This window comes from Pseudomonas sp. TNT3 (genome assembly GCF_010095445.2).
GTDB lineage: Bacteria > Pseudomonadota > Gammaproteobacteria > Pseudomonadales > Pseudomonadaceae > Aquipseudomonas.
The window spans coordinates 189391-210407 of record NZ_WFGV02000002.1; the positions used below are offsets into that span (position 1 = coordinate 189391).

The window sequence follows — 21017 nt, forward strand, 5'->3', positions numbered from 1 at the left end:
GTTGCCATCGCGAGCAAGCTTTGCTCCTACAAAGGCCAATTCCTACCGAACTTATCCACTCCTCCTACAGACCAAAGTTAACAGGCCTTATTGCGCTGACTGAAGCTGAACCCAACCTGTCAGGCAAAAGCCCGAAACACTCTGCCGCTAGCCAGTAACACTTCAGCTGTGCAACATGGCGCGCGTGCCTTCCACAAATGGGAATTCCCTTTATGAAACGTTTTCTTAGCATCGCCATGGCGTTGTGCATCGGCCTGACGATGAGCCTGGACGCCAACGCCAAGCGCTTTGGTGGCGGCAAGAGCTCCGGCGCTGCGCCGACTCACCAGACCAGCCAAATGGCTCCTTCTTCTGCTGCAGGCGGCGCTGCGGCCACTGCAGGCGCAGCCGGTGCCGCTGGCGCTGCTGCAAAAGCCGGTGGCGCTTCGCGCTGGCTCGGCCCTCTGGCCGGTATCGCTGCCGGTGGCCTGCTGGCTTCCATGTTCATGGGCGGTGGCTTCCAGGGCATGCAGATCTTCGACATCCTGATCATGGCTGTCATTGCGTTCCTGATCTTCCGCTTCATTGCCGCTCGTCGTCGCAAGCAGCAAGAGCACATGGCTCCGGCTGGTCACGCACCGATGCAGCGTGAAGTGTTCGAACAAAAGCCTGCTGGCGGTTCGATCTTTGGCGGTTCGGCAGCTCCTGTAGCCACTCGTCCGGTGATCAATGCACCAGCCTGGTTCAATGAACAGAGCTTCATCGAAGCGGCCCGCAACCACTTCCAGTCCTTGCAGCAGCACTGGGACGCGAACGAAATGGACAAGATTGCCGAGTTCGTGACCCCGCAATTGCTGGAGTTCCTGAAGCGCGAACGTGCCGATCTGGGCGACGCTTTCCAGTCCACCTACATTGACAACCTCAATGTGCAACTGGACGGCGTGGATGATCGTGCGGACAAGACCATCGCGACCCTGACCTTCAGCGGCGTGTCGAAAACTTCGCGCTTTGACCAGGGTGAAGTGTTCAGCGAGAGCTGGAACATGGAACGTCCGCAGGGCGAAAACCAGCCTTGGCTGGTGGCCGGTATCCGCCAGAACGGCTGATCCCTTCTGCGTTAAGCATGTTGTAATGAAAACCCCGGACTCGTCCGGGGTTTTCTATTTCGCGGTTGCATCTATACCAAGCTACTGTATAAACCGCCCCAACTAAACCGCGCCATCAAGCAAGAGGATCCCGGACGTGGAAGAAATCATCGAACAACTGCGTGAAGCCAACGAACCGGTACCGGTCCCCTTGGAGCTGCCTGACGAAGACCAGTTGGTGGAAATCGAAGAACAACTGTTCATCGACATTCCATTTGTCTTCAGAGAATTTTTGCTGACCGTCAGTGACGTGGTCTACGGCAGCCTGGAACCCGTGACGGTCACCGATCCGCAATCCCACACCTACTTGCCAGACGTTGCCGCTAATGCCTGGGATGCCGGTGTCGATCGCAGCATGATCCCGATCTGTCAGGACGGTGACGACTACTACCTCGTTGAAGAGGATGGCACCGTGGTGCTGTGGCAGGCTGAAGAAGAGCTGATTGCCGAAGAAACCTGGGAATCGGTCTGGCACTGGGCGCGGGACGTCTGGCTGGAAAGCTGAAACACCCCAAGTGATTTTTGTAGCAGCCGGACGCAGGCTGCGCCAGCTGCTGCAAAATCAGTGGCCGGACGCATCCTTGTGGTTGTCCAGGGTTTCCAGCAAGGCCACCTGCATCCGCGTGTGTACGCGGATGAACCAGCGCCAAAGCAGCGCCGCTACGGCCGCCGCCACCACCGCAACCAGCATCAGCAACTTGTTGGTCGGCAGAATACTGGCCGACAAGGCTGCCAACAGCAGGAAAATCACCAACAGCGAAAGGATCGGTATCACTTCGGAGATCACCCGACGCACTCGCTGTGTATGACGACCCGCCATCTCCGGCTTCACGCCCATCTCTGCCAACAGCATCGATAGCGCCTTGAGCTTGCGATAGGCCGCGATCAGGAACGGCAGCGACAGTATCAACGCCCCGCCCCAGATCAGTGCTTTCTGCCAGCTCGGATCACTGATCCAGTCCTGTAGATACGCAGACATTCGCTCGGCAAAAAAAGCGCCCGAGAAGAAAATCGCGATCACCAGCGCCAGATTGACCCCCACCTGCAGCAAAATCCGCCTAATCATCGACGCCAGCAGCGCACCCTCGCCCTGGGGCTGGATGCTGCGCAGCCATTCACCGTACATCCCCAGCACCCGGCCGAGTCGGTGCGGCATTACAGCGGCCAGCTTGATCGAAAGTGGATCGGCCGCGCGGATCAAATAGGGCGTCAGCAAGGTGGTGATCACCGAGACTGCAACGGCCACGGGATACAGGAAGTTACTGGTGACCTGCAGCGTCATGCCCAGTGCCGCGATGATGAAAGAGAACTCCCCAATCTGTGAAAGCCCCATCCCGACGCGCAGTGACGTGCGCCCGTCATTGCCGGCGATAAACGCGCCGAGACCACAAGAGAGCATTTTTCCCAACACCACGGCCACGGTGATCACCGCGATTGGCCAGGCGTATTGCAGCAGGATCAGCGGATCGAGCATCAGCCCGATGGCCACAAAGAAGATGGCACTGAATAAATCGCGCACCGGTTCGATCAAGCGCTCGATCTTCAGCAATTGCCGGGATTCAGCCATGATCGCGCCGATCAGGAACGCGCCGAGCACCATGCTGTATTCGAGCTTGACCACTAACAGACAGAAGCCGAAACACAGCCCCAACACGGTGATCAGCAGCATCTCGTTGCTTTCGAATTTGGCCACATAAGCCAACAGACGCGGGATCAGCAGAATACCGATCACCAGCGCGACAATCATGAACAGCGACAGTTTGCCGACCGTGGAAAAGACTTCGCCGGAACTCACCGTACCGCTGACTGCGATACTCGACAGCAAAGCGATAATGCCAATACCAAGGATGTCCTCCACGATCAGTACACCGAAGATCAGTTGCGCAAAGCGCTCATTCTTCATCTTCAGATCGTTGAGCGCCTTGACGATGATCGTGGTCGAGGAAATGGCCAGGATCGCGCCGAGGAACAGGGAATCCATGGTGTTCCAGTCGAACCATCGGCCGATTTCGTAGCCGATCCAGATCATCAGCACGATTTCCAGGAATGCGGCGATAAACGCGGTGGCGCCGACCTTGAACAGCTTGCGCAGGCTGAATTCCAGGCCCAGGCAAAACATCAGGAATATCACCCCGAGTTCAGCGAGTGTCTTGATGGTTTCCTCATCGTGGATGAGGCCGAACGGCGGTGTATGCGGTCCGATGATGAAACCGGCGACGATATACCCCAGGACTACCGGCTGTTTAAGCCGATGAAACAACACGGTGACCACTCCGGCGACCAGCATGATGACTGCCAGATCCTGAATAAAACTGATCGCATGCATGGCGTGGGCTCCTTGAGACAGACTTTCGGAGGTTAACACCGCGACTTCCGCCAGAAAGGCGGTGCAATATATGGAAACAGATAGATCGCGCGTGACGGCAGCCATGCGCCCGGCGTCCCGATAACAGTCGGTTTGAAAAAGCTGACCAGGCACCCGTAGAGGTGCACTCCTTCATCACTGCCTTGAACCGTGAGAACGCTATGGAACCCGGAAACGCCCAACTGTCGATGACGGTATTGATGACCCCCGACATGGCCAACTTCTCTGGCAATGTTCACGGCGGCACACTGCTCAAATACCTGGACGAAGTCGCCTACGCCTGCGCCAGCCGTTATGCCGGTCGCTACGTGGTGACGCTCTCGGTGGATCAGGTTATTTTTCGCGAGCCGATCCATGTCGGCGAACTGGTGACCTTCCTGGCGTCGGTCAACTACACCGGCAACACCTCGATGGAGGTGGGTATCAAGGTCGTGACCGAGAACATTCGTGAGCGATCGGTACGTCACACCAACAGCTGTTTTTTCACCATGGTCGCCGTGGATGACCAGCGCAAACCGGCCGCCGTCCCGCCACTGCAACCGCAGAACAGTGAGGACAAGCGTCGTTTTATGCAGGCACAGCAGCGACGGCAGATCCGTCAGGAACTGGAAAAGCGTTATCAGGAAATAAAAGGCGACGCTTGAAGTAAAGATCGTCCGAACGCGGGCCGCGTTCGGACGATTTTAGTCATTACAGACTTATCGCCGTCGCCTCGAACCGCACCCGCGGATGAGCGATCCGGTCCTGGGCCCGCACCAGTTCCAGCTCGTAGCTTGCGCACGCCTGGGTCTCCAGCAACACTTCATGCACCGCCGACGCAGTGAATTCAAATGCAGCCACCAGGCTGTCGCCCAACAGCACGCGCGCCAGGAACAACCCTGAAGTCAGGTCACCAACGCCCACCGGCTGACGCGGGAACGCCAACAATGGTCGACGCAAATGCCAGCTGTTCTCCGCCGTTACCAGCAACATTTCGAAGACATCTGCCGGTTTTCCAGGGTAGTCCAGATGCTTGACCAACACCGCTTTCGGACCACGCGCCAATAGCGTTCGCGCCATGGCGAGGCAGTCGAACAGCGACTGCGGCTTGCGCCCCGAGAAGCTGTCCAGCTCAAGCTGGTTTGGACACATGAAGTCCGCGACGGCCGCCGCCTCTTGCAGCAGGAAATCGCTGACCTCCGCCGGCACGCTGCACCCCTTCTCCGGGTGCCCCATTACCGGGTCGCATAAATACAACGCCTTGGGATTCATCGACTTGATTCGCGCCACACCGGTCAGGATCGCGCGCCCCTGAGCCGCACTGCCAAGGTAGCCGGAGAGCACAGCATCGCAGTTACCCAGCTCACCGATTGCCGCGATCCCTTCGACCAGCTCGGGAATCTGGTGCGGCGCCAACACCTCACCGGCCCACTGGCCGTATTGGGTGTGGTTGGAGAACTGCACGGTATTGAGCGGCCATACATTCACCCCGATCCGCTGCATCGGGAATACCGCGGCGCTGTTACCGGCGTGGCCGAACACCACGTGGGACTGGATGGCAAGTAGATGGGGCGTACGTTTCATGCGGTGAGTCTTCCGTACAACGATTGAAATTAGAGCCGCGCAGTATGCGACTAAACGCAGCCTGTACGACAGACCGGCGACGCAGTTAAGCTGGCACTATCTTGTTGGAGCACCCTGTTGATGCTGACCCTCGGAAATATCTTAGTGTTGATGCTGCTGGCCACTGCTGGCGCGTGGCTTTGGCACAACCATGGCCTGCGCGAGCGCGCGCTGGAGCGGGTCAAGCAGCATTGCGGCAAGCTTGGCATCGAGCTGCTGGACGGTAACGTCGCATTGAAAAAAATCGGATTTATCAAAGACGCAAACGGCAAACGGCGTTTGGCCAGGGTCTATAACTTCGAGTTCACCGTGACGGGTGAAGCCCGCCACAACGGCACCATTACCCAGTTCGGCGCCCACAGCGCGCAAATAGAGCTGGCGCCCTACCCGATGCCCTTCGACGATACCGCGGCGGTGGTCGATGTGGTGAAACCACGGGCCGAGGTGATCGAGCTAAGCCAGTGGCGGCAAGAGCACACCAAGTGGCGTCCTTAAGTAAAAAGATCGTCCGAACACAGGCCCGGGCCGCGTTCGGACGATCTTTTGATCTTTAAATCACTCGACACCCAGCCATACCTTTCTGCAACGAATCCAGGTCCTGCGCCTCACTGAAAATCAGCTCTATCCGCGAATCCTGTCGCCATTCGCTGGGTTGCCAGTCCAGCATTGAGTTATCCAGCGCGTTGCACGATACCCATCCCTCAACACTGTGGATCACCATCTTGGCCCGCTGCCAGTCGAGGCTTTCAAGCCATCGATCAACTCGCGCGGCATCAAATATCTGACCTGGATGCCAACGCCAGCCGATGCTCCAGCCGCCCGCCTGTTGCTGACTCAAACAGATCGGTATCGCAGGATCAGTCCAGATCGCCGGCATCTGCGCCAATCCTTTGGGTGCAATCAAGTAATCCACACCTGCTTCAGCCTTCGCATCAAGACCCGGTAAAGCATTCAAGGGCAGTACACCTTGCTGCGTCCAGTACAGCGGCATGGCTGGCAGCCGCTCGATGATGCGCGCGCGATCATCCTCACCCAGCGCCTCAGACTTGTTCAGCAACAACAGACCAGCGCTGCTCAGGGCCTCATGTTGCGATTGAGGGAGCGATTTACCGGCGGCGAGTGCCTGAGCATCCAGTACCAGCAAACACGGCTGAACCGCCAACACTCCCAGCCACGGCGCCTCATTCAACTGCCGGAGTAGTTGTGCCGGATGCCCCAACCCCGACGGCTCGATGAACAGCCGATCAGGCCGCGCCTTGCGTAACAAACGTCCCAGCCCGACCTGAAAAGGCGCACCGTTTACGCAACACAAACACCCCCCGGCCACTTCACCCAGTGCGATACCATCGGCGTCCTGGGTCAACAACGCAGCGTCGAGGCCGATCTGGCCGAACTCGTTGATCAGCACCGCCCAGCGCTCACCGGCAGGCCGTTGAGTCAGCAGGTGCCTGATGGCGCTGGTCTTGCCGGCGCCCAATGGGCCAGCAATGACATGGGTAGGAATGTTCTGCAGCATGGTTGAAGGGTTCTGAGGAGGTAGAAAATGCGGTTGATGGGATGGTCGTTACTGCTAGCGCTTACTTCAGGCGAGGCGCTGGCCCAGGCATGTGTGGTACATAGCACAGGTGTACGACTCGACGTAAAAGTTTGTCAGCAGAACCGCAACATCCCGGAGAAGCTCTTCGCCAACGGGTTCTGCCAGCCGAATCTACCAGGGCAAACAGTCGACGTGCAGTACGTGGATGAATGTCCCACCGGGGCGTTTGGCGTCTGCAGCAATGCCCAAGTCGCCAATATGCCTTACCGGCAGGATATTCACTATTACGGTATAGCCACCGATTCGGCCTATTTGAAGCCGTTTTGCGAAGCCCAAAGCCAGGGAAACTGGCTCAAGCCATGACCCCTCAGGCGACCTCCTCGTACCACGGGCCAAACGGGTCCGTGATCAGTCGCCATCCCTCTTCGCCCAGTTTCATTTCGTCGTCAGTCAGCAGGCACTGGTCGAGTTGTTCGTTCAGTTGATCGAAGTCGATGTTCTGGCCAATGAACACCAGTTCCTGACGGCAATCACCTGTGGCGGCCGTCCAGTTCTTCATAATATCGGCAGTAGTTTCTGCGTCCTGTGGCCACTGGTTTTTCGGTACAAAACGCCACCAGCGCCCGGCGTAACCATAGCGCATCAAACCACCCGCTTGAGACCAGCTACCGGCGTCCATGTGCTTGCTCGCCAGCCAGAAGAACCCTTTGGAGCGCAGCAGCTTGCCGTTCTCCCACGATCCGTTGATGAAGTCGAAAAACCGTTGCGGATGAAAGGGCTTTCTAGCCCGATAAGCAGTGGAAGCAATGCCGTACTCCAGCGTTTCCGGCACGTGCGCGCCCCGCAGCTCCTGCAACCAGCCGGGTGCCTGGGAGGCCTTCTCGAAATCGAAGCACCCCGTATTGAGGATCCTTTTCAGAGGGATTTCACCCATTACCATCGGGATGATCTGTGCCTGTGCATTAAGCCGTTCAAGAATCGCGATCAACTCCTCGCGCGCGCTGCTGCTGATAAGGTCGATCTTGCTGATGAGAATGACGTCGGCGAACTCGATCTGTTCGATCAACAGATCCGTGATGGATCGCTCGTCTGCCTCGCCCAGGGTTTCACCACGGGACGCAAGGCTTTCAGCGGCCTGGTAGTCGATCAGGAAGTTCACGCCGTCAACGACGGTGACCATGGTATCGAGCCGCGCAATGTCAGCCAGGCTCTGCCCGTCTTCGCCGCGAAAGGTGAAGGTTTCTGCCACCGGCAAGGGCTCTGAGATCCCCGTGGATTCAATCAACAGGTAATCAAACCGACCCTCCTTGGCGAGTTTGCTTACCTCCTCCAGCAAGTCTTCGCGAAGGGTGCAGCAGATGCAGCCGTTGCTCATTTCCACGAGTTTTTCTTCGGCGCGATTGAGGCTGACGTCACGCTGTACTTCGCTGCCATCAATATTGATCTCGCTCATGTCGTTCACGATCACGGCGACGCGCAGGTTCTCGCGGTTACGCAATACGTAGTTGAGGAGCGTGCTTTTACCGGCGCCGAGAAAACCCGACAAGACGGTGACGGGGAGACGATGGGGCATCAGGCATTCCTCATAAGGGGTACGCGGGTCAGTGGAGCCAGTTCAGGAAAAAGGCGTAGGCGAGTTTAATGTAATAACATAACATGTCAAACTCGCTTCCACGATGGACCTGCTTATGAATGCGCTGACTTTGCCGGATATCGCCATCCAGCCCTCTCGCCAATCTCTGCCACTCGATTGGGTCGGCATGTGCGGCATTGCACTTCCAGTCTTGATAAACGGGCAGCAACTCGCTGCAAAAGTTGACGCAGGCGTGAGTCTCGACAATGAAGAGGCACGCGGCATCCACATGTCACGGTTGTATCTGGCGCTGGAAATGCTTGAGAACGATCAGCTGACACCTGCGTTATTGCACAGAATATTAGAGCGTTTCATCGACACGCATGAGGAGCTTTCCAACAACGCCTATCTCAATATTCACACGGACTTGCTGCTAAAAAGACCGGCACTGATCAGCCCACTGAGCGGATGGAAAGCCTATCCGGTCAGCGTTCGGGCAAGTCTGAAAAATGGATTGTTCCACGTGGAACTATCAATAGATGTGTCTTACTCCTCAACATGCCCCTGCTCGGCAGCGCTGGCACGGCAATTAATCCAGCAACAATTTGCCAATGACTTCGGGGAGAAGTCACTCAATCTCGATGAAGTATTGAATTGGCTTGGCTCTACAAACGGCATCGTTGCGACGCCTCACAGCCAACGCAGCACCGCACATTTGCGGTTGCGTTTGAACGATGACTGCAATGCGCTTCCGCTGATCGCGATCATCAATGACGCAGAAATGGCGCTCGGCACTGCGGTTCAAACCGCGGTTAAACGCGCCGACGAGCAAGCCTTCGCCTTGGCCAACGGCCAGAACCTGATGTTCTGCGAAGACGCGGCTCGACGCCTGCACACCGCTCTTAAAGGCCTTCCAACTATCAATGCTTTCCACCTGCGAGTCATTCACGCAGAAAGCCTGCACGCCCACGATGCCGTTGCAGAAAGCTGTTGGAATTGGGAGGCCACATGATCCGATTCTGGAGTGCAGCCATCCCCCGTTCACATAACCAGTGATCAGGCTCGCGGTTTCACCGTTCCGCAATCCTGACCTAGCCACACGGCACGGCTTTCCAGACTGCCCTTCTGCTGGATACCCGTGGCGTTGAACGTACCGTTCACCTTGGTGGTGAACTCACGATCACTGAGGAACGTGGCAACGCCGGCGCCTTGGGCTTTCGGACAGCTGAAACGGAATTTCCACTGATTGCCACTGCGATCAGTGATTTCCTGTTTGCAGCCCGATTGCGGATCGGTGAGCGGAATATTGTCCGTCTTCACCTGCTCCGGTGTGAGGCACGCGCGTATACCTTTGCCACCCATGGTGATCCCCTGCTTTTCCAGCTGGGCGCGCTGTTCAGGGGTCATCTGACCTTGCAACTGACCAAGGATCAACTGCAGATCCGGCAGGTTCTGGTCATCGACCTTCATGTTGCTGGTGGTCAATTCCCACAAACCTGGCTGAAGCATCTGTGCCTGAGCGGCCACAGGAAGTGCCAAACCCAACGCCATGGCCAAACCCAGAAGACGAACGTTCATCGAGTAACTCCTGATCAGTAGTGGCCGTTAGACGTCAGCCACAGGCATCGGTTCATGGGCCATTTAATTAGCGACATTCTGCACGGAACATGGTCTGTTAAGCACTGAATCTTCAGGAGCAAGGCTGCCCCATGGATTATTTTGGACCACACATTTTCGGCTACATGATTGCACTGCTTCACACGCTTGGCTCGATCGCCGCCGTCCACGCCGTGCTGACCGTACGCACCGCACAGGGATCCATCGCCTGGGCCCTCTCGCTGGTGTTCATTCCCTACTTGACGCTAATTCCCTACCTGGTTTTTGGTCGCAGCACCTTCGACGGCTACATCAAGGCGCGTCGCCAAGCCAACGAAGAGATGCGCAAAGCGATCTCCGAGCTGAACTGGCGCCCTTGGGTAGAAGAAGCGCTCACCGCACGCGCCTCGAACGCCTATGCGTCGTTACGAGCAATGCCCAAGCTGGGACGCATGCCGTGCCTGGCCAACAATGAAGTCAGCTTGCTGATCAACGGTCAGGCTACGTTCGAAGCAATCTTCGACGCTATCAGCCACGCCAAAGAAGCTGTTCTGATCCAGTTCTTCATCATCCACGACGACCGTCTCGGCCAGCGCCTGCAAAACCTTCTGCTGAAGAAAGCCGCTGAAGGGGTGGCGATTTATTTGTTGTACGACCGAATCGGCAGCCACTCGCTGCCTCACAGCTATGCGCAATCGTTGCGAGATGCAGGTGTCGAAGTCAAAGCCTTCGCCACCCGAAGCGGCTGGCTCAATCGCTTCCAGGTCAACTTTCGTAACCACCGCAAGATCGTCGTGGTGGACGGCGTGCTTGGCTTCGTCGGCGGGCACAACGTCGGCGATGAGTACATGGGTGAAAAACCCCCGCTCGCCCCGTGGCGTGACACTCACGTCCAAGTGCGCGGCCCCGTGGTGGCCTGTATGCAGGAATCCTTCGCGGAGGACTGGTTCTGGGCCGCCCGCTCGCTACCACCCCTGATTTTGCCGGATGTCTATCCGGATGACGGCGTACTCTGCCAATTGCTCGCCAGCGGCCCGGCAGACTCCTACGAGACCTGTTCGTTGTTCTTCGTGGAGGCTATTCACGCGGCGACGGAACGAGTGTGGATTACCAGTCCGTATTTCATTCCTGACGAAGCCGTATTTGCTGCACTGCGATTGGCGGTGTTACGTGGGGTGGACGTGCGCTTGCTGCTGCCTTCGCGGCCCGATCACCGTATCGTCTATGCCGCCTCCAGCCTTTACGCCTTCGAAGCGGTACGGGCCGGCGTGAGAGTGTTCCGCTACCAACCAGGTTTCCTGCATCAGAAGGTGGTGCTGATCGACAGTGAAATCAGCGCTATCGGCAGCGCCAACATGGACAACCGTTCGTTCCGGCTTAACTTCGAAGTGATGCTGCTAACCGTCGACAGTGTGTTCGCCGGCGAAGTGGAACAGATGCTCACCGACGACTTCGCGCAGGCTCACGAGATCGCCAAAGAAGAAAGCCGGGAGACCCGCCGCCTGCAACAGGTCGGCATGCGGGTCGCCCGGCTCATTTCACCGATCCTTTAAGGCGTGTAGATGTCGTCGCGGGTCCATGGCAATTCATGGCTGCCATCGGGGTGAGCTTTGACGGCCAGGATCTGGTGGAGATTGATCCAGCCCCTGGCGAACGCGTAAGCGCAGCCAGCCAGGTATAACCGCCAGATCCGCAACGCCTGCTCCGGCACCTGCTTGGCAGCCGCTTCCAGATTGTCCTCCAGGCGCTCGCTCCAATGATCGAGCGTTCGTGCGTAATGCAGGCGCAAACTTTCGACGTCGACAATTTCCAGACCCGCTTCACTGATCTCGGCAGAAATCATCGACAGGTGCGGAAGCTCGCCGTTAGGGAACACATACTTCTCGATGAATTCACCGGCGCCACGTCCCACCGGACGGCCATCGGTGTGCTTGGCGGTGATGCCGTGGTTCATCACCAGACCGCCCTCTTTCACCGCGCCGAACAGAGTTCTGCAGTACTCGGCAAGGTTGGCGTGACCGACGTGTTCGAACATGCCAACACTGACCACCTTGTCGAACCGACCGTCCTGAGGCAGGTCGCGATAGTCGAGAAGTTGCAGTTCCACCAGGTCATCCAGCCCTTCGGCAGTCACACGCTCCCGGGCGAGGGCCAGTTGCTCTTTGCTCAGTGTGATGCCGAACACCCTGGCGCCAAACTCCCGCGCGGCATAACGCGCCAGGCCACCCCAACCACAGCCAACGTCCAGCAGATAGTCGCCGGGTTGCAGGCGCAACTTACGGCACAGATGGCGGAATTTTGCTTGCTGGGCTTGCTCGAGGGATTCGCTACCGGTCTCGAAATACGCACAGGAATACGCCATGTCGCTGTCGAGCCAAAGCTGATAGAACGCGTTGGAAAGGTCGTAGTGGTAGGAGATTGCCTTGGCATCGGTTTCCTTGTCGTGAACCGTGCGAACAGGCTGATTGTCGTCGTCCTCACCCACCAACGCCTGACTCCACTCGTCGACGATGCGAATCACATCGCTGATGGACCCTTCCAGTTCGAGCTTCCCTTCGACAAACGCCGCTCCTAGCGCGTCAAGGGTGGGATGGGTGAGCTGGGTAACCATTTGTGGGTCCTTGACCACAATGGTGACGCTCGGCGTCGGCCCCAGATTGTATTCATGGCCGTCCCAGAGTCGCAGGCGTATCGGTAACTGCAGATTCTGTAAGGCCGGTGGAATGTGCGCGAGCATGGAGAATCCCCCTTGTTTCAGACGTCTGATTGAGAGGGTAGACCATCCTTGAAAAATAGCTGGCTATCGAATTAATAGCCGTTTTCTATGATTCACTGCGGCAATAAAACCACCGCTGCGAACCCACAAAGTCCTTCGCCCTCACGCAGATGACTTCAAAGTTGGCGTGCAGTTCTGAAAATGTTCACTGAGCACTCATGTCCTCTTTCATTTTCAGCAGAGGCTCCTGGAAGCGCAACAAACGCCCGGCATTCCCCAGCACCAGCAACGTACTGAAGTTATGCAGCAAAGCGGCAATCATCGCCCCTGCGGCGCCGAGCCAGCCAAACGCCGCGAAGGCAACAATCGCGAGGGTCCAGCCCAGGCCAATGATCACGTTGACCTGCAATGTGTGGCGACATTGGCGGCTTAATCGCACACAGGTTCCGAGCCTGCGCAGGTCACTGCCGATCAGCACGATATCGGCTGATGCCAGTGCAATGTCAGCGCCACCCGCGCCCATGGCCACGCCGACTACGCCAGCCTTCAGCGCCAGTGAATCGTTGATCCCGTCACCGACCACCATCGGCCGGAAGCCGCTGCCGATTTCCTGCAGCACACGATTCAGCTTGTCCTCAGGCAGCGCCTGCGCTTCGACATCTTTGATGCCCACCTCTTCAGCCAGGGTGTGCGCGACACTCTGGCGATCACCCGTCAGCAGTAGCTGGCGACCCAAACCCAATTCCCGCAACTCGCTCAAGGCAAAACGCGCCTCGGGTTTGACGGTATCCGCCAGCAACAACCACGCGAGGAATTCGCCATCGAGCGCCAGGCCGGCAATCGGTCCGTCGTGTTCAGGAACGGCACTGGTGGTAATACCCAGTTGAGCGAACAACTCTGGCCGACCCAGCGCGGCTTCCCCCGCCTCGGTCATTGCCACCACTCCAAGCCCCTGCCGTTCACGAATGTCCGAGAGCAGCAGGAAATGCTCCTGGTCGACCAGGCCAGCGAGCGCACGGCTGACCGGATGACTGCTGGCGGCCCCAAGGCTGGCAGCCAGATTCAGCACCTGGCTACGATCCGCCAGCGGGCTGTCGATGGATTGCAGGCGCAAGGTGCCGAAGGTCAGCGTCCCGGTCTTGTCGACCACCAGCGATGTCAGATCAGCCAGCTCTTCCAGAAACGCAGAGCTGCGAATCAGGATGCCGTGTCGAGCCGCAACCGCCACGCCTGCGATTGCCGTAGCCGGCGCTGACAGCACCAGCGCGCAAGGACAAGCCGCCACCAATACCGCGAGCATCGCTTGCGCGTCATTGGTGATGAACCAGGTGACGGCAGCCAGTAACAACACCAGCACCATGTAGCTGCCCGCGTAGCGTTCCAGCAAACGGGTAATCGGCGGCTTGGAACGCTCGGCGCTTTGCATCAGCGCGATGACTTTACCCAACGTCGATTCATTGCCGGTGCGGGTCACTTCGATGCGCAACAGACCATCGAGGTTGATCGCGCCGCCAAAGACCGGCATGCCGACACCGGCCTCCATCGGTACCGACTCACCTGTAATTGACGCCGTGTCGAGGCTCGCCTGACCGGACAGCACACGACCATCGGCCGGCACTCGATCACCGGCTCGCACCTCCACAATGTCGCCAGCTTTGAGCGTGCCGTTATCGACTTCGACGATGCTGCCATCCGCCTGGACCTTGCGCGCATGGCTACGCGTCAGTTGGCCCAGCGCATGAATGGCTTCCTGCGAACCGATGACACTGCGCTCTTCCAGTACGTGACCGAAGATCATGATGATCGGCAGCAAGGCGGCGGTCAGGAGATCGCCAGTGGCCCAGGCGCCCAGCATCGCCAATGCAATCAGTTGATCGGTGATGCCGTGCAAGCTGGGATATCGCAGGCTGTACCAGGCCGAACGCATCACCGGGATGGCCACCAGCACGGAAGCAAATCCCAGCAGTAACTGACTGACGCCTGTCTGCTCGGGCGACAACCAGCGCCAGACCAGGCCGAGCGTCAGCAGACCCAGAGCGAGCATCGCCAGGGTCAGTTGGCGTGCGGCACTGCGTTGTTCAGCCGAGGACAACATGCTCGGTGCCGCGGCGGTGTGCGCAGTCATTGTGCTGCTCCCTGAATGATCAATCGTGAATCGTCTTTCGGGTTGACCGTGGTAACAGATCCAGCCTGGCCGAGAATTGTTGGCATTCGTTCACGGTAAATGCGCAGCAGCATTTGCGGGTCGGTTCCTTCCTGTTGCGCCTTCGCCAGGCTCAGCACGGTTGCCGTGTCTGCCGAGGCTTTGGCCAATCGTTCGCTCGCTTGGGCATGAGCCACTTGCAGCGAACGGTCGGCTCGCTGATTGGCAGTCTGGGTGAGTTTCTCGGCCTCGGTGCGCGCGTTGGCGACCGCTTTGTCGGCTTGCTGACTCGCGGTCAAAACGGCGTTGAACGCGTTGACCGCTGGCCCCGGCAGGCTCGATTGAACGTCGACGCGCGCCACCTCAATACCCACGCCCTGCCCCGTCGCTGTCAGTTCGGCCAAGCGCTGATTAATGCCTTGCACCAGATCACCCCGCAACCGTTCGCGGCGTTCGGCCGCCTGATTGTCGGCGCCGATCAATTCGGGACGGGCGACCAGAATGGTGTCCAGATCGCGAGCTGCCGTGAGGGCGACGGCGCTGCGTGTCACCAACCGATCGAGTGCCGGCAGTACATGATCGCCTTGCAGGACGAAGGCATACGGGTCGGTGACTTTGTAGAACACCCGGACATCCAGTTGCACCACTCCCGCATCCCCGGTCAGCAGGTAACCGGAGCCCGCTAGCGCATCGCTGATCGGCGTCGCAAAACTTGCCACTCGATCAGCCTGCAGGGCGACATCGCTGCGCAAGAGATTTTCTACACGACGCTCGATAACACGGTCCGCCGCTGGCAGCAGGATCACTTGTTCAAACGGTCGCGGCCACGCGAGCAACAACCCCGCATTTTGAATTCGATCCAGCGCACCAAAGTGCAGAACCACCGCGCGGTTCTGCGGATCGATCTGCCGCACATTGGAGAATGCCCACGCCAGCGCGGCTAACACCGTCACCGCGTACAACCCCAGAAATGCCAATCGCCCCGCTTGAATCCAGGGGCTGCTCAATTCATTTGTTCCACGTGGAACCCTGTTCATGGCTGCAACCCAGTCTTGTTTTCGAGCGTCGGCGGACCGTCCACCAACACGCGAAATGGCGCTGCATCCGTTCGCAAAATCAGCTTGGTTCCTGGCGTGACGATCGTGCCCAAGGTGTCCAGAGAGCGGAGCAAATTGTAGAGCTGCGGCGAACCCGCGTAAGCGCGACCATAAATCTGCGCGGCTTCAACCCGGGACTGGGCTTCGATGTCAGCGGCTTTAACCGTCGCATCCGCTTGGACGATGCGTGCATCACGTTCTGCGGCTGAGCGTATTTGTGCGGCTTCGCGCTTGCCGATCGCGGTACGTTCGGTGGCGATGGTTTCTCGCTCGGCGCGCATTCGATCGACCGTCGCGGTCAACGTCACCGAGGGCAATGTCAGGCGTTCAATCCCCACCTGCAGCACACGCACCCCGTAGGTCGCCAGCAACTGCTGATCAATTTGTTTGCGCAGTTGCGTTTCGAAGTCAGCGATACGGACCTGATTGGCGTCGGTGTTCACCAGATTAGCCAGGTCGAAACTGCTGGCTGTGGTTTCCAGCGCCGAGCCGACAAACGTACGAATCTGCCGGGCCGCTTCATCCGGCTGGTTTTGCACCGCGCGCATGAAGCGCTGGACGTTGTCCGGATCACCTTGCACCTGCCACGCGACATAGGCCTGGACGATGATCCGCAGACCGTCCCGGGTGCCGACATCCTGCAACCCGCTCGACGTAGTGCGCAGTCGAAGATCGACAGGAATCGCCGCTTCGAACGGTGCCGGCCACCGCCAGCCAAGACCCGGTTCAAGGAGCACTCGCGACGGGTTGCCGAAGCGCGTGATCACCGTGGCTTCCCCGGAACGCACTTGCACCAGACTTGCCGCTGCGATGGCAAACGCTACCAGCAATGCCGCCCAGCCCATGCGTCGCCACGGGAAAGGACCCGCTTCCTCGGGAGCACCGTGGTGATGGTGATGTCCATGGTGATGCCCGCCATGACCGTGTTCATGGCCGCTGTGGTCATCGTGATCGTGAGTATGCGACTGGCTCAATGGGCAACTCCTGGCTGAGCGGTAGAGCGTGCTGGCACAGGGTCAGCTGGCAAGGTGAAGGTACGGAGGTCGATGGTGGGTGCGTTACCAGTGCCGCCCAGACGATGATCGAGGATCAACAATCTGGCGTTGGCGAGACCTTGTGAGAGCTGACTTAAATACTGCTCCAGCACGAAGGCCTGACCGGCACTGGCGAAGGCTTTTTGTTCTGCGGAAAATTTCAGATCGGCAGCCTGAGCAGTCGCGTTGATTTCCCGGGCGCTGGCGGTTGCCTGATCGCGCGCCATGCTGGCCTGTAACTGCGCTTCATTGGTAGCCTGCGCCGCCGCACCGCGCTCTCGGGAAATCAATGCTTGCGCGCCGATCTGCGCAGCTTGCACGCCGTGATAAGCATTGGCTGCACCCGCCGGCGGGTGAATCGCCTCGACCACGGTCGCGAGAATTTCGACGCCACTGTCCAGTTTCTTCAGGTCTGCCTGCACGGACCGACCGATCTCTTCGCCCAGCCCTACCCTGTCATCACCGAGTAACCCATCCAGGGTGCGCGACGCAAAATCGTGAACCAGAATCCGGCTGGCCGTGCTGCGAATCAATGTGGGTATGTCAGCGCTGTTATAAGTCGCCGCCAGCGCCGCCTGATCAGTCAGGCCGATGCGATAGACAAAGCGCACGTCCATGTTAACGATCTGGAAGCTTTGTTTGTCCGCGCGGCTACTGGCGATAACTTGGGATTTATCGTTCACATGACTGGCATCCCACAAGCGATTGGCAGTCGTTGGGGCCGGGCCTTCCGCAGGGTCGGCCAGAACCGGTAACGGGTTCTCGCCGACACTGGTGGCCAACTCGTGAACCACGCCATTTTCAACGCCCAATACCCGGCCCAACGGCCACGGTAATCCGGCATGTAAACCAGGGCCAAAGACCTCCACCGGCTTGCCGAAACGTTCGTAGATACCGCGCCCTTGCAGTGGTATTTCATGGATGCCCGTCAGTGCCCAGCCAACAATCGACACGAAAACCACCACCGGCACAAACGCCCGGCGCATGAACGTGAAGGCCCAGATTTGCCGCAAGTCGATACCAAAACGGTTATGCAATTCATGCTGCAGCGCCAGCAACGGTTGCGGTGGCCAGCGCAGCATTTCGGCGACAAAGCTTCGCGCCAGCAGCGTTGGTTCTAGTTGCTCGCGGCGGGGACTGAACAGCGAGAGCACCGCGCGTAGCAGCAACTCGATAGCAACAAGTCCTGGCAGCAAACCGATCAACACCGCCAGTCGCACGGGCCACACTGCTGTTTCACCCGCAAACAACAGGCACAGAGCGCTTAACACCAGACAGATGATGGAGACGCGTGTCAGTTGCGCCAGCGCCCCGGCTTCAGGCCACTGTGCGGTGTTTTCCTGGACGAGTTGGCGTTCGAACACCAACAACCCGAATGCCAGCAACAACGACAGCGCCGAGCCAACATGGGCCGCCAAGCCTAAGGCGATGGGCGGCAATGCCAGGTTCCAGACCTGGCTTACGCTGAACAGCACCAGAAGAGCCCACCCACCGAGCCACAGTGTCGGTGGGCCGATCAGCACCAGTGTGCGCAGCCATCGTTCATTGATGCGGTCCAACAAGCGCTCATACCAGCCCAACGGCACAGGCTCGTCATCCGTAACGATGGCGGGCCCCCCTGCTGGCGGGTTCAACGCCCTCGCGCGCCATTGCGTCACGAACCGGGCCGATTGCAGGCCGGCAATCAGCACCAGCAACCCGGCACTCTGATTGACCAGCAAGGCAGGCCAAGGTGATTGCGCTGAAAACAGCCTGACGAAGAAGGCCAGTAGCAACCCGCCAGCCACGATAGCGCCCAAACCGATCAGCAGCTGACGCAATCGTCGCCCCTGGAAGACTGCCTGTTGAAAGCGCGGCAGTCCCGCGACTACCACCTCTTCTGAATCGAGATCGACTTGCATACCACCTCAGATTGTTTCGCACGCTGCTCAATTCGTTACGATATAACGAAAGTAGTGAAATATTTGTACTTAATTGCTCTATCAAAAGCGGCGCAAGCTGTCGCTTGGCTGAAGCCTTGACCGAAACGTGCGGCATCGCACATATTACGTTCGTAATTTTATCGACCAACTACTTTTAACCCTTCCCGATCCCTTTCTAGCCAGGAGTACAACATGAGCACTTATGACGTCGTGATTCTCGGCGGTGGCCCCGGTGGCTATAACGCAGCAATCCGCGCCGGCCAGTTGGGCCTGAAAGCCGCCTGTGTTGAAGGTCGCGCCACACTCGGCGGTACCTGCCTGAATGTCGGCTGCATGCCCTCCAAGGCGCTACTGCATGCCTCTGAACTCTACGAAGCGGCCATAGGATCGGAATTCGCCAACCTGGGTATCGAGGTCAAACCCGTCCTCAACCTTGCCCAGATGATGAAGCAGAAGGATGAAAGCGTGACCGGCCTGACCAAGGGCATCGAGTTTCTCTTTCGCAAGAACAAAGTCGACTGGATCAAAGGCTGGGGGCATATCGACGGACCGGGCAAGGTCACGGTGACAGACAGCGCCGGCGGTAAAACCGAACTGAGTGCCAAGGACATCATCATTGCCACCGGGTCCGAGCCCACTCCCCTGCCGGGCGTCACCATCGACAACCAACGCATCCTTGATTCCACAGGTGCGCTGTCACTGGCCGAAGTGCCGAAACACCTGGTGGTGATCGGCGCCGGCGTGATTGGCCTTGAGCTGGGTTCGGTCTGGCGTCGCCTGGGTGCGCAGGTGACGGTCATCGAATTCCTCGACCGCATCTGTCCCGGTGTGGATACCGAGGCAGGAAAGACACTGCAACGCTCGTTGAGCAAACAAGGCATCAACTTCAAGTTGAGTTCGAAAGTCGTCAGCGCGACCACCTCGGCGAACGGCGTGCAACTCAGCGTTGAACCCTCGGCGGGTGGCACTGCCGAGTTGCTGGAAGCCGACTATGTGTTGGTGTCCATTGGGCGCAGACCCTTCACTGAAGGCCTGGGTCTGGAGAATGTCGGCCTGGCCACCGATAAACGCGGCATGCTCGAGAACAAGGGCCACCGCACGGAAGCCGCTGGGGTTTGGGTGATCGGTGACGTGACCTCCGGGCCGATGCTTGCGCACAAGGCTGAAGACGAAGCCATGGCCTGCGTCGAGCAAATCGTCGGCAAGGCTGGCGAAGTCAATTACAACCTGATTCCTAACGTGATCTACACCCGGCCTGAGCTGGCGAGCGTCGGTAAAACCGAAGAGCAATTGAAGGCTGAAGGCCGTGCTTACAAGGTCGGCAAATTCCCCTTCACCGCCAACAGCCGGGCGAAGATCAACCATGAAACCGAAGGCTTTGCCAAAGTCTTGGCTGACGAGCGAACCGACGAAATTCTCGGCGTGCACCTGGTCGGCCCGAGTGTCAGTGAAATGATTGGCGAGTACTGCGTGGCAATGGAGTTCAGCGCGTCGGCGGAGGACATCGCCCTGACCTGTCATCCACACCCAACGCGCTCTGAGGCGTTGCGGCAGGCGGCGATGAATGTGGAGGGGATGGCGACGCAGATGTGATGGTATACCGAAAGATGTGTTTTGCCTGTTCGGTCGCCATCGCGAGCAGGCTCACTCCTACAATGGAGCTGTGACAATTTGAGAGTTGCTTGCTCGCGATGGCAGCAACTCGGTCTACAGCGGCAGATGCTCCAATGGCAACCCGCCCGGTGCCTTGACGGTGTGAATCGCAAAGTTGCTGCGAATGTCACTCACGCCGGGCAATTTCAACAAGCTCCCCGTCAGGAACCGGTCATAACCGCGCAGATCCGGCACCACGACTTGCAGCAGAAAATCCGATTCCCCCGACACAAGAAACGCCGAGATCACCTCGGGCAGTGCCGTTACAGCCACTCGAAACGCTTCGGCCTGTTCATCATTGTGGCGTTCAACCTTGACTCCGACGAACACCGTCAAGCCCAGTCCGACTTCGTCACGGTCCAGATTGGCCTGGTAACCGCGAATCACCCCCGCCTCTTCAAGCATCCGCACGCGCCGTAAACACGGCGATGCGGACAACCCGATTTCGTCAGCCAGTTGCACGTTGCTCAGTCGGCCGTCTCGTTGCAGCGCTGCGAGAATCTTACGGTCGTAGGCATCCAGTTTCATATTTGGCAGATCCCGATGGCTTGAGCGGAAATACGTGGCAGATTATGCCAATACAGACTTCATTAGAAGCAAACATCGCAACCACCTGCCCCACCCTTGCATCCTAGACTGTCACTACCAAATCGAC

The 21017-nt window shown here is 58.5% G+C and carries 19 protein-coding genes; 8 read left to right on the top strand and 11 right to left on the bottom strand.

Annotated features, from left to right (window positions below):
• The first annotated feature begins 212 nt into the window (after positions 1–212).
• Positions 213–1085, top strand: a complete 873-nt coding sequence (locus GBC55_RS02405; protein ID WP_247266850.1) for a Tim44 domain-containing protein — start codon at positions 213–215, stop codon at positions 1083–1085.
• 136 nt (positions 1086–1221) lie between these two features.
• The gene (locus tag GBC55_RS02410) at positions 1222–1629 is read left to right on the top strand and encodes an SMI1/KNR4 family protein (RefSeq protein ID WP_110657681.1); all 408 of its coding nucleotides are present in this window, start codon (positions 1222–1224) and stop codon (positions 1627–1629) included.
• Positions 1630–1686: 57 nt separating this feature from the next.
• Here the strand turns inward: GBC55_RS02410 and GBC55_RS02415 are convergent, their stop codons facing one another.
• Entirely contained in the window at positions 1687–3450 is a 1764-nt protein-coding gene (locus tag GBC55_RS02415) for a cation:proton antiporter (protein WP_162437650.1), read from the bottom strand.
• A 200-nt stretch (positions 3451–3650) separates the two neighbouring features.
• Here GBC55_RS02415 and GBC55_RS02420 point away from each other — a divergent pair, with 200 nt between their 5' ends.
• On the top strand, positions 3651–4133 hold the full coding sequence (locus tag GBC55_RS02420) for an acyl-CoA thioesterase (RefSeq protein WP_016772447.1): 483 nt from the start codon (positions 3651–3653) through the stop codon (positions 4131–4133).
• Between the two features lie 46 nt (positions 4134–4179).
• Here the strand turns inward: GBC55_RS02420 and pdxY are convergent, their stop codons facing one another.
• Positions 4180–5052 (bottom strand): pyridoxal kinase PdxY, encoded by an 873-nt coding sequence (pdxY, locus tag GBC55_RS02425; RefSeq protein ID WP_162437649.1) that lies wholly within the window; start codon positions 5050–5052, stop codon positions 4180–4182.
• A 120-nt stretch (positions 5053–5172) separates the two neighbouring features.
• On the opposite strand from pdxY, the gene GBC55_RS02430 reads away from it, so the two are divergent.
• Positions 5173–5586, top strand: coding sequence for a DUF3301 domain-containing protein (locus GBC55_RS02430; protein ID WP_162437654.1), 414 nt, complete (start codon positions 5173–5175; stop codon positions 5584–5586).
• A gap of 55 nt (positions 5587–5641) precedes the next feature.
• On the opposite strand, the gene GBC55_RS02435 is transcribed toward GBC55_RS02430, so the two are convergent.
• Positions 5642–6607, bottom strand: a complete 966-nt coding sequence (locus GBC55_RS02435; protein ID WP_162437648.1) for a CobW-like GTP-binding protein — start codon at positions 6605–6607, stop codon at positions 5642–5644.
• Between the two features lie 27 nt (positions 6608–6634).
• Between GBC55_RS02435 and GBC55_RS02440 the strand changes: the two genes are divergently transcribed.
• The gene (locus GBC55_RS02440; RefSeq protein WP_162437647.1) at positions 6635–6991 is read left to right on the top strand and encodes an NADH:ubiquinone oxidoreductase; all 357 of its coding nucleotides are present in this window, start codon (positions 6635–6637) and stop codon (positions 6989–6991) included.
• Between the two features lie 4 nt (positions 6992–6995).
• Here the strand turns inward: GBC55_RS02440 and zigA are convergent, their stop codons facing one another.
• Positions 6996–8201, bottom strand: a complete 1206-nt coding sequence (zigA, locus tag GBC55_RS02445) for a zinc metallochaperone GTPase ZigA (protein ID WP_162437646.1) — start codon at positions 8199–8201, stop codon at positions 6996–6998.
• A gap of 115 nt (positions 8202–8316) precedes the next feature.
• Here zigA and folE2 point away from each other — a divergent pair, with 115 nt between their 5' ends.
• Positions 8317–9213 (top strand): GTP cyclohydrolase FolE2, encoded by an 897-nt coding sequence (folE2, locus tag GBC55_RS02450; RefSeq protein ID WP_162437645.1) that lies wholly within the window; start codon positions 8317–8319, stop codon positions 9211–9213.
• A gap of 44 nt (positions 9214–9257) precedes the next feature.
• Here folE2 and GBC55_RS02455 read toward each other — a convergent pair whose 3' ends face one another.
• A complete protein-coding gene (locus tag GBC55_RS02455; protein WP_162437644.1) occupies positions 9258–9779 on the bottom strand; it encodes a DUF3617 domain-containing protein in 522 nt (173 codons plus the stop codon).
• A 131-nt stretch (positions 9780–9910) separates the two neighbouring features.
• Between GBC55_RS02455 and cls the strand changes: the two genes are divergently transcribed.
• Entirely contained in the window at positions 9911–11350 is a 1440-nt protein-coding gene (gene cls, locus GBC55_RS02460; protein WP_162437643.1) for a cardiolipin synthase, read from the top strand.
• Here the strand turns inward: cls and cfaB are convergent.
• The 5 genes from cfaB to GBC55_RS02485 form a co-directional block, all read right to left on the bottom strand.
• Positions 11347–12534, bottom strand: a complete 1188-nt coding sequence (gene cfaB, locus GBC55_RS02465) for a C17 cyclopropane fatty acid synthase CfaB (RefSeq protein ID WP_162437642.1) — start codon at positions 12532–12534, stop codon at positions 11347–11349. The genes cls and cfaB overlap by 4 nt on opposite strands.
• 184 nt (positions 12535–12718) lie before the next feature.
• Entirely contained in the window at positions 12719–14638 is a 1920-nt protein-coding gene (locus tag GBC55_RS02470) for a cation-translocating P-type ATPase (RefSeq protein WP_162437641.1), read from the bottom strand.
• Positions 14635–15693 carry a protease modulator HflK gene (locus GBC55_RS02475; protein WP_162437640.1) on the bottom strand — a complete coding sequence of 353 codons (1059 nt, stop codon included), beginning with the start codon at positions 15691–15693 and terminating at the stop codon, positions 14635–14637. The genes GBC55_RS02470 and GBC55_RS02475 overlap by 4 nt, the downstream gene beginning before the upstream one ends.
• Positions 15690–16727 carry a protease modulator HflC gene (locus GBC55_RS02480; RefSeq protein WP_162437639.1) on the bottom strand — a complete coding sequence of 346 codons (1038 nt, stop codon included), beginning with the start codon at positions 16725–16727 and terminating at the stop codon, positions 15690–15692. Before GBC55_RS02480 ends, GBC55_RS02475 begins: the two co-directional genes overlap by 4 nt.
• Entirely contained in the window at positions 16724–18688 is a 1965-nt protein-coding gene (locus tag GBC55_RS02485; protein WP_162437638.1) for a protease modulator HflK, read from the bottom strand. The genes GBC55_RS02480 and GBC55_RS02485 overlap by 4 nt, the downstream gene beginning before the upstream one ends.
• Before the next feature lie 213 nt (positions 18689–18901).
• Here GBC55_RS02485 and lpdA point away from each other — a divergent pair, with 213 nt between their 5' ends.
• Positions 18902–20302, top strand: a complete 1401-nt coding sequence (gene lpdA, locus GBC55_RS02490; RefSeq protein ID WP_162437637.1) for a dihydrolipoyl dehydrogenase — start codon at positions 18902–18904, stop codon at positions 20300–20302.
• Between the two features lie 114 nt (positions 20303–20416).
• Here the strand turns inward: lpdA and GBC55_RS02495 are convergent, their stop codons facing one another.
• Entirely contained in the window at positions 20417–20890 is a 474-nt protein-coding gene (locus GBC55_RS02495) for an Lrp/AsnC family transcriptional regulator (RefSeq protein ID WP_162437636.1), read from the bottom strand.
• Positions 20891–21017: the final 127 nt, after the last annotated feature.

Bases quoted from the DNA above. Each gene is read 5' to 3' on its own strand.
- GBC55_RS02405 (WP_247266850.1), top strand. From the start codon at position 213: ATGAAACGTTTTCTTAGCATCGCCATGGCGTTGTGCATCGGCCTGACG.
- GBC55_RS02415 (WP_162437650.1), bottom strand. From the start codon at position 3,450: ATGCATGCGATCAGTTTTATTCAGGATCTGGCAGTCATCATGCTGGTC.
- GBC55_RS02420 (WP_016772447.1), top strand. From the start codon at position 3,651: ATGGAACCCGGAAACGCCCAACTGTCGATGACGGTATTGATGACCCCC.
- pdxY (WP_162437649.1), bottom strand. From the start codon at position 5,052: ATGAAACGTACGCCCCATCTACTTGCCATCCAGTCCCACGTGGTGTTC.
- GBC55_RS02430 (WP_162437654.1), top strand. From the start codon at position 5,173: ATGCTGACCCTCGGAAATATCTTAGTGTTGATGCTGCTGGCCACTGCT.
- GBC55_RS02435 (WP_162437648.1), bottom strand. From the start codon at position 6,607: ATGCTGCAGAACATTCCTACCCATGTCATTGCTGGCCCATTGGGCGCC.
- GBC55_RS02440 (WP_162437647.1), top strand. From the start codon at position 6,635: ATGCGGTTGATGGGATGGTCGTTACTGCTAGCGCTTACTTCAGGCGAG.
- zigA (WP_162437646.1), bottom strand. From the start codon at position 8,201: ATGCCCCATCGTCTCCCCGTCACCGTCTTGTCGGGTTTTCTCGGCGCC.
- folE2 (WP_162437645.1), top strand. From the start codon at position 8,317: ATGAATGCGCTGACTTTGCCGGATATCGCCATCCAGCCCTCTCGCCAA.
- GBC55_RS02455 (WP_162437644.1), bottom strand. From the start codon at position 9,779: ATGAACGTTCGTCTTCTGGGTTTGGCCATGGCGTTGGGTTTGGCACTT.
- cls (WP_162437643.1), top strand. From the start codon at position 9,911: ATGGATTATTTTGGACCACACATTTTCGGCTACATGATTGCACTGCTT.
- cfaB (WP_162437642.1), bottom strand. From the start codon at position 12,534: ATGCTCGCGCACATTCCACCGGCCTTACAGAATCTGCAGTTACCGATA.
- GBC55_RS02470 (WP_162437641.1), bottom strand. From the start codon at position 14,638: ATGACTGCGCACACCGCCGCGGCACCGAGCATGTTGTCCTCGGCTGAA.
- GBC55_RS02475 (WP_162437640.1), bottom strand. From the start codon at position 15,693: ATGAACAGGGTTCCACGTGGAACAAATGAATTGAGCAGCCCCTGGATT.
- GBC55_RS02485 (WP_162437638.1), bottom strand. From the start codon at position 18,688: ATGCAAGTCGATCTCGATTCAGAAGAGGTGGTAGTCGCGGGACTGCCG.
- lpdA (WP_162437637.1), top strand. From the start codon at position 18,902: ATGAGCACTTATGACGTCGTGATTCTCGGCGGTGGCCCCGGTGGCTAT.
- GBC55_RS02495 (WP_162437636.1), bottom strand. From the start codon at position 20,890: ATGAAACTGGATGCCTACGACCGTAAGATTCTCGCAGCGCTGCAACGA.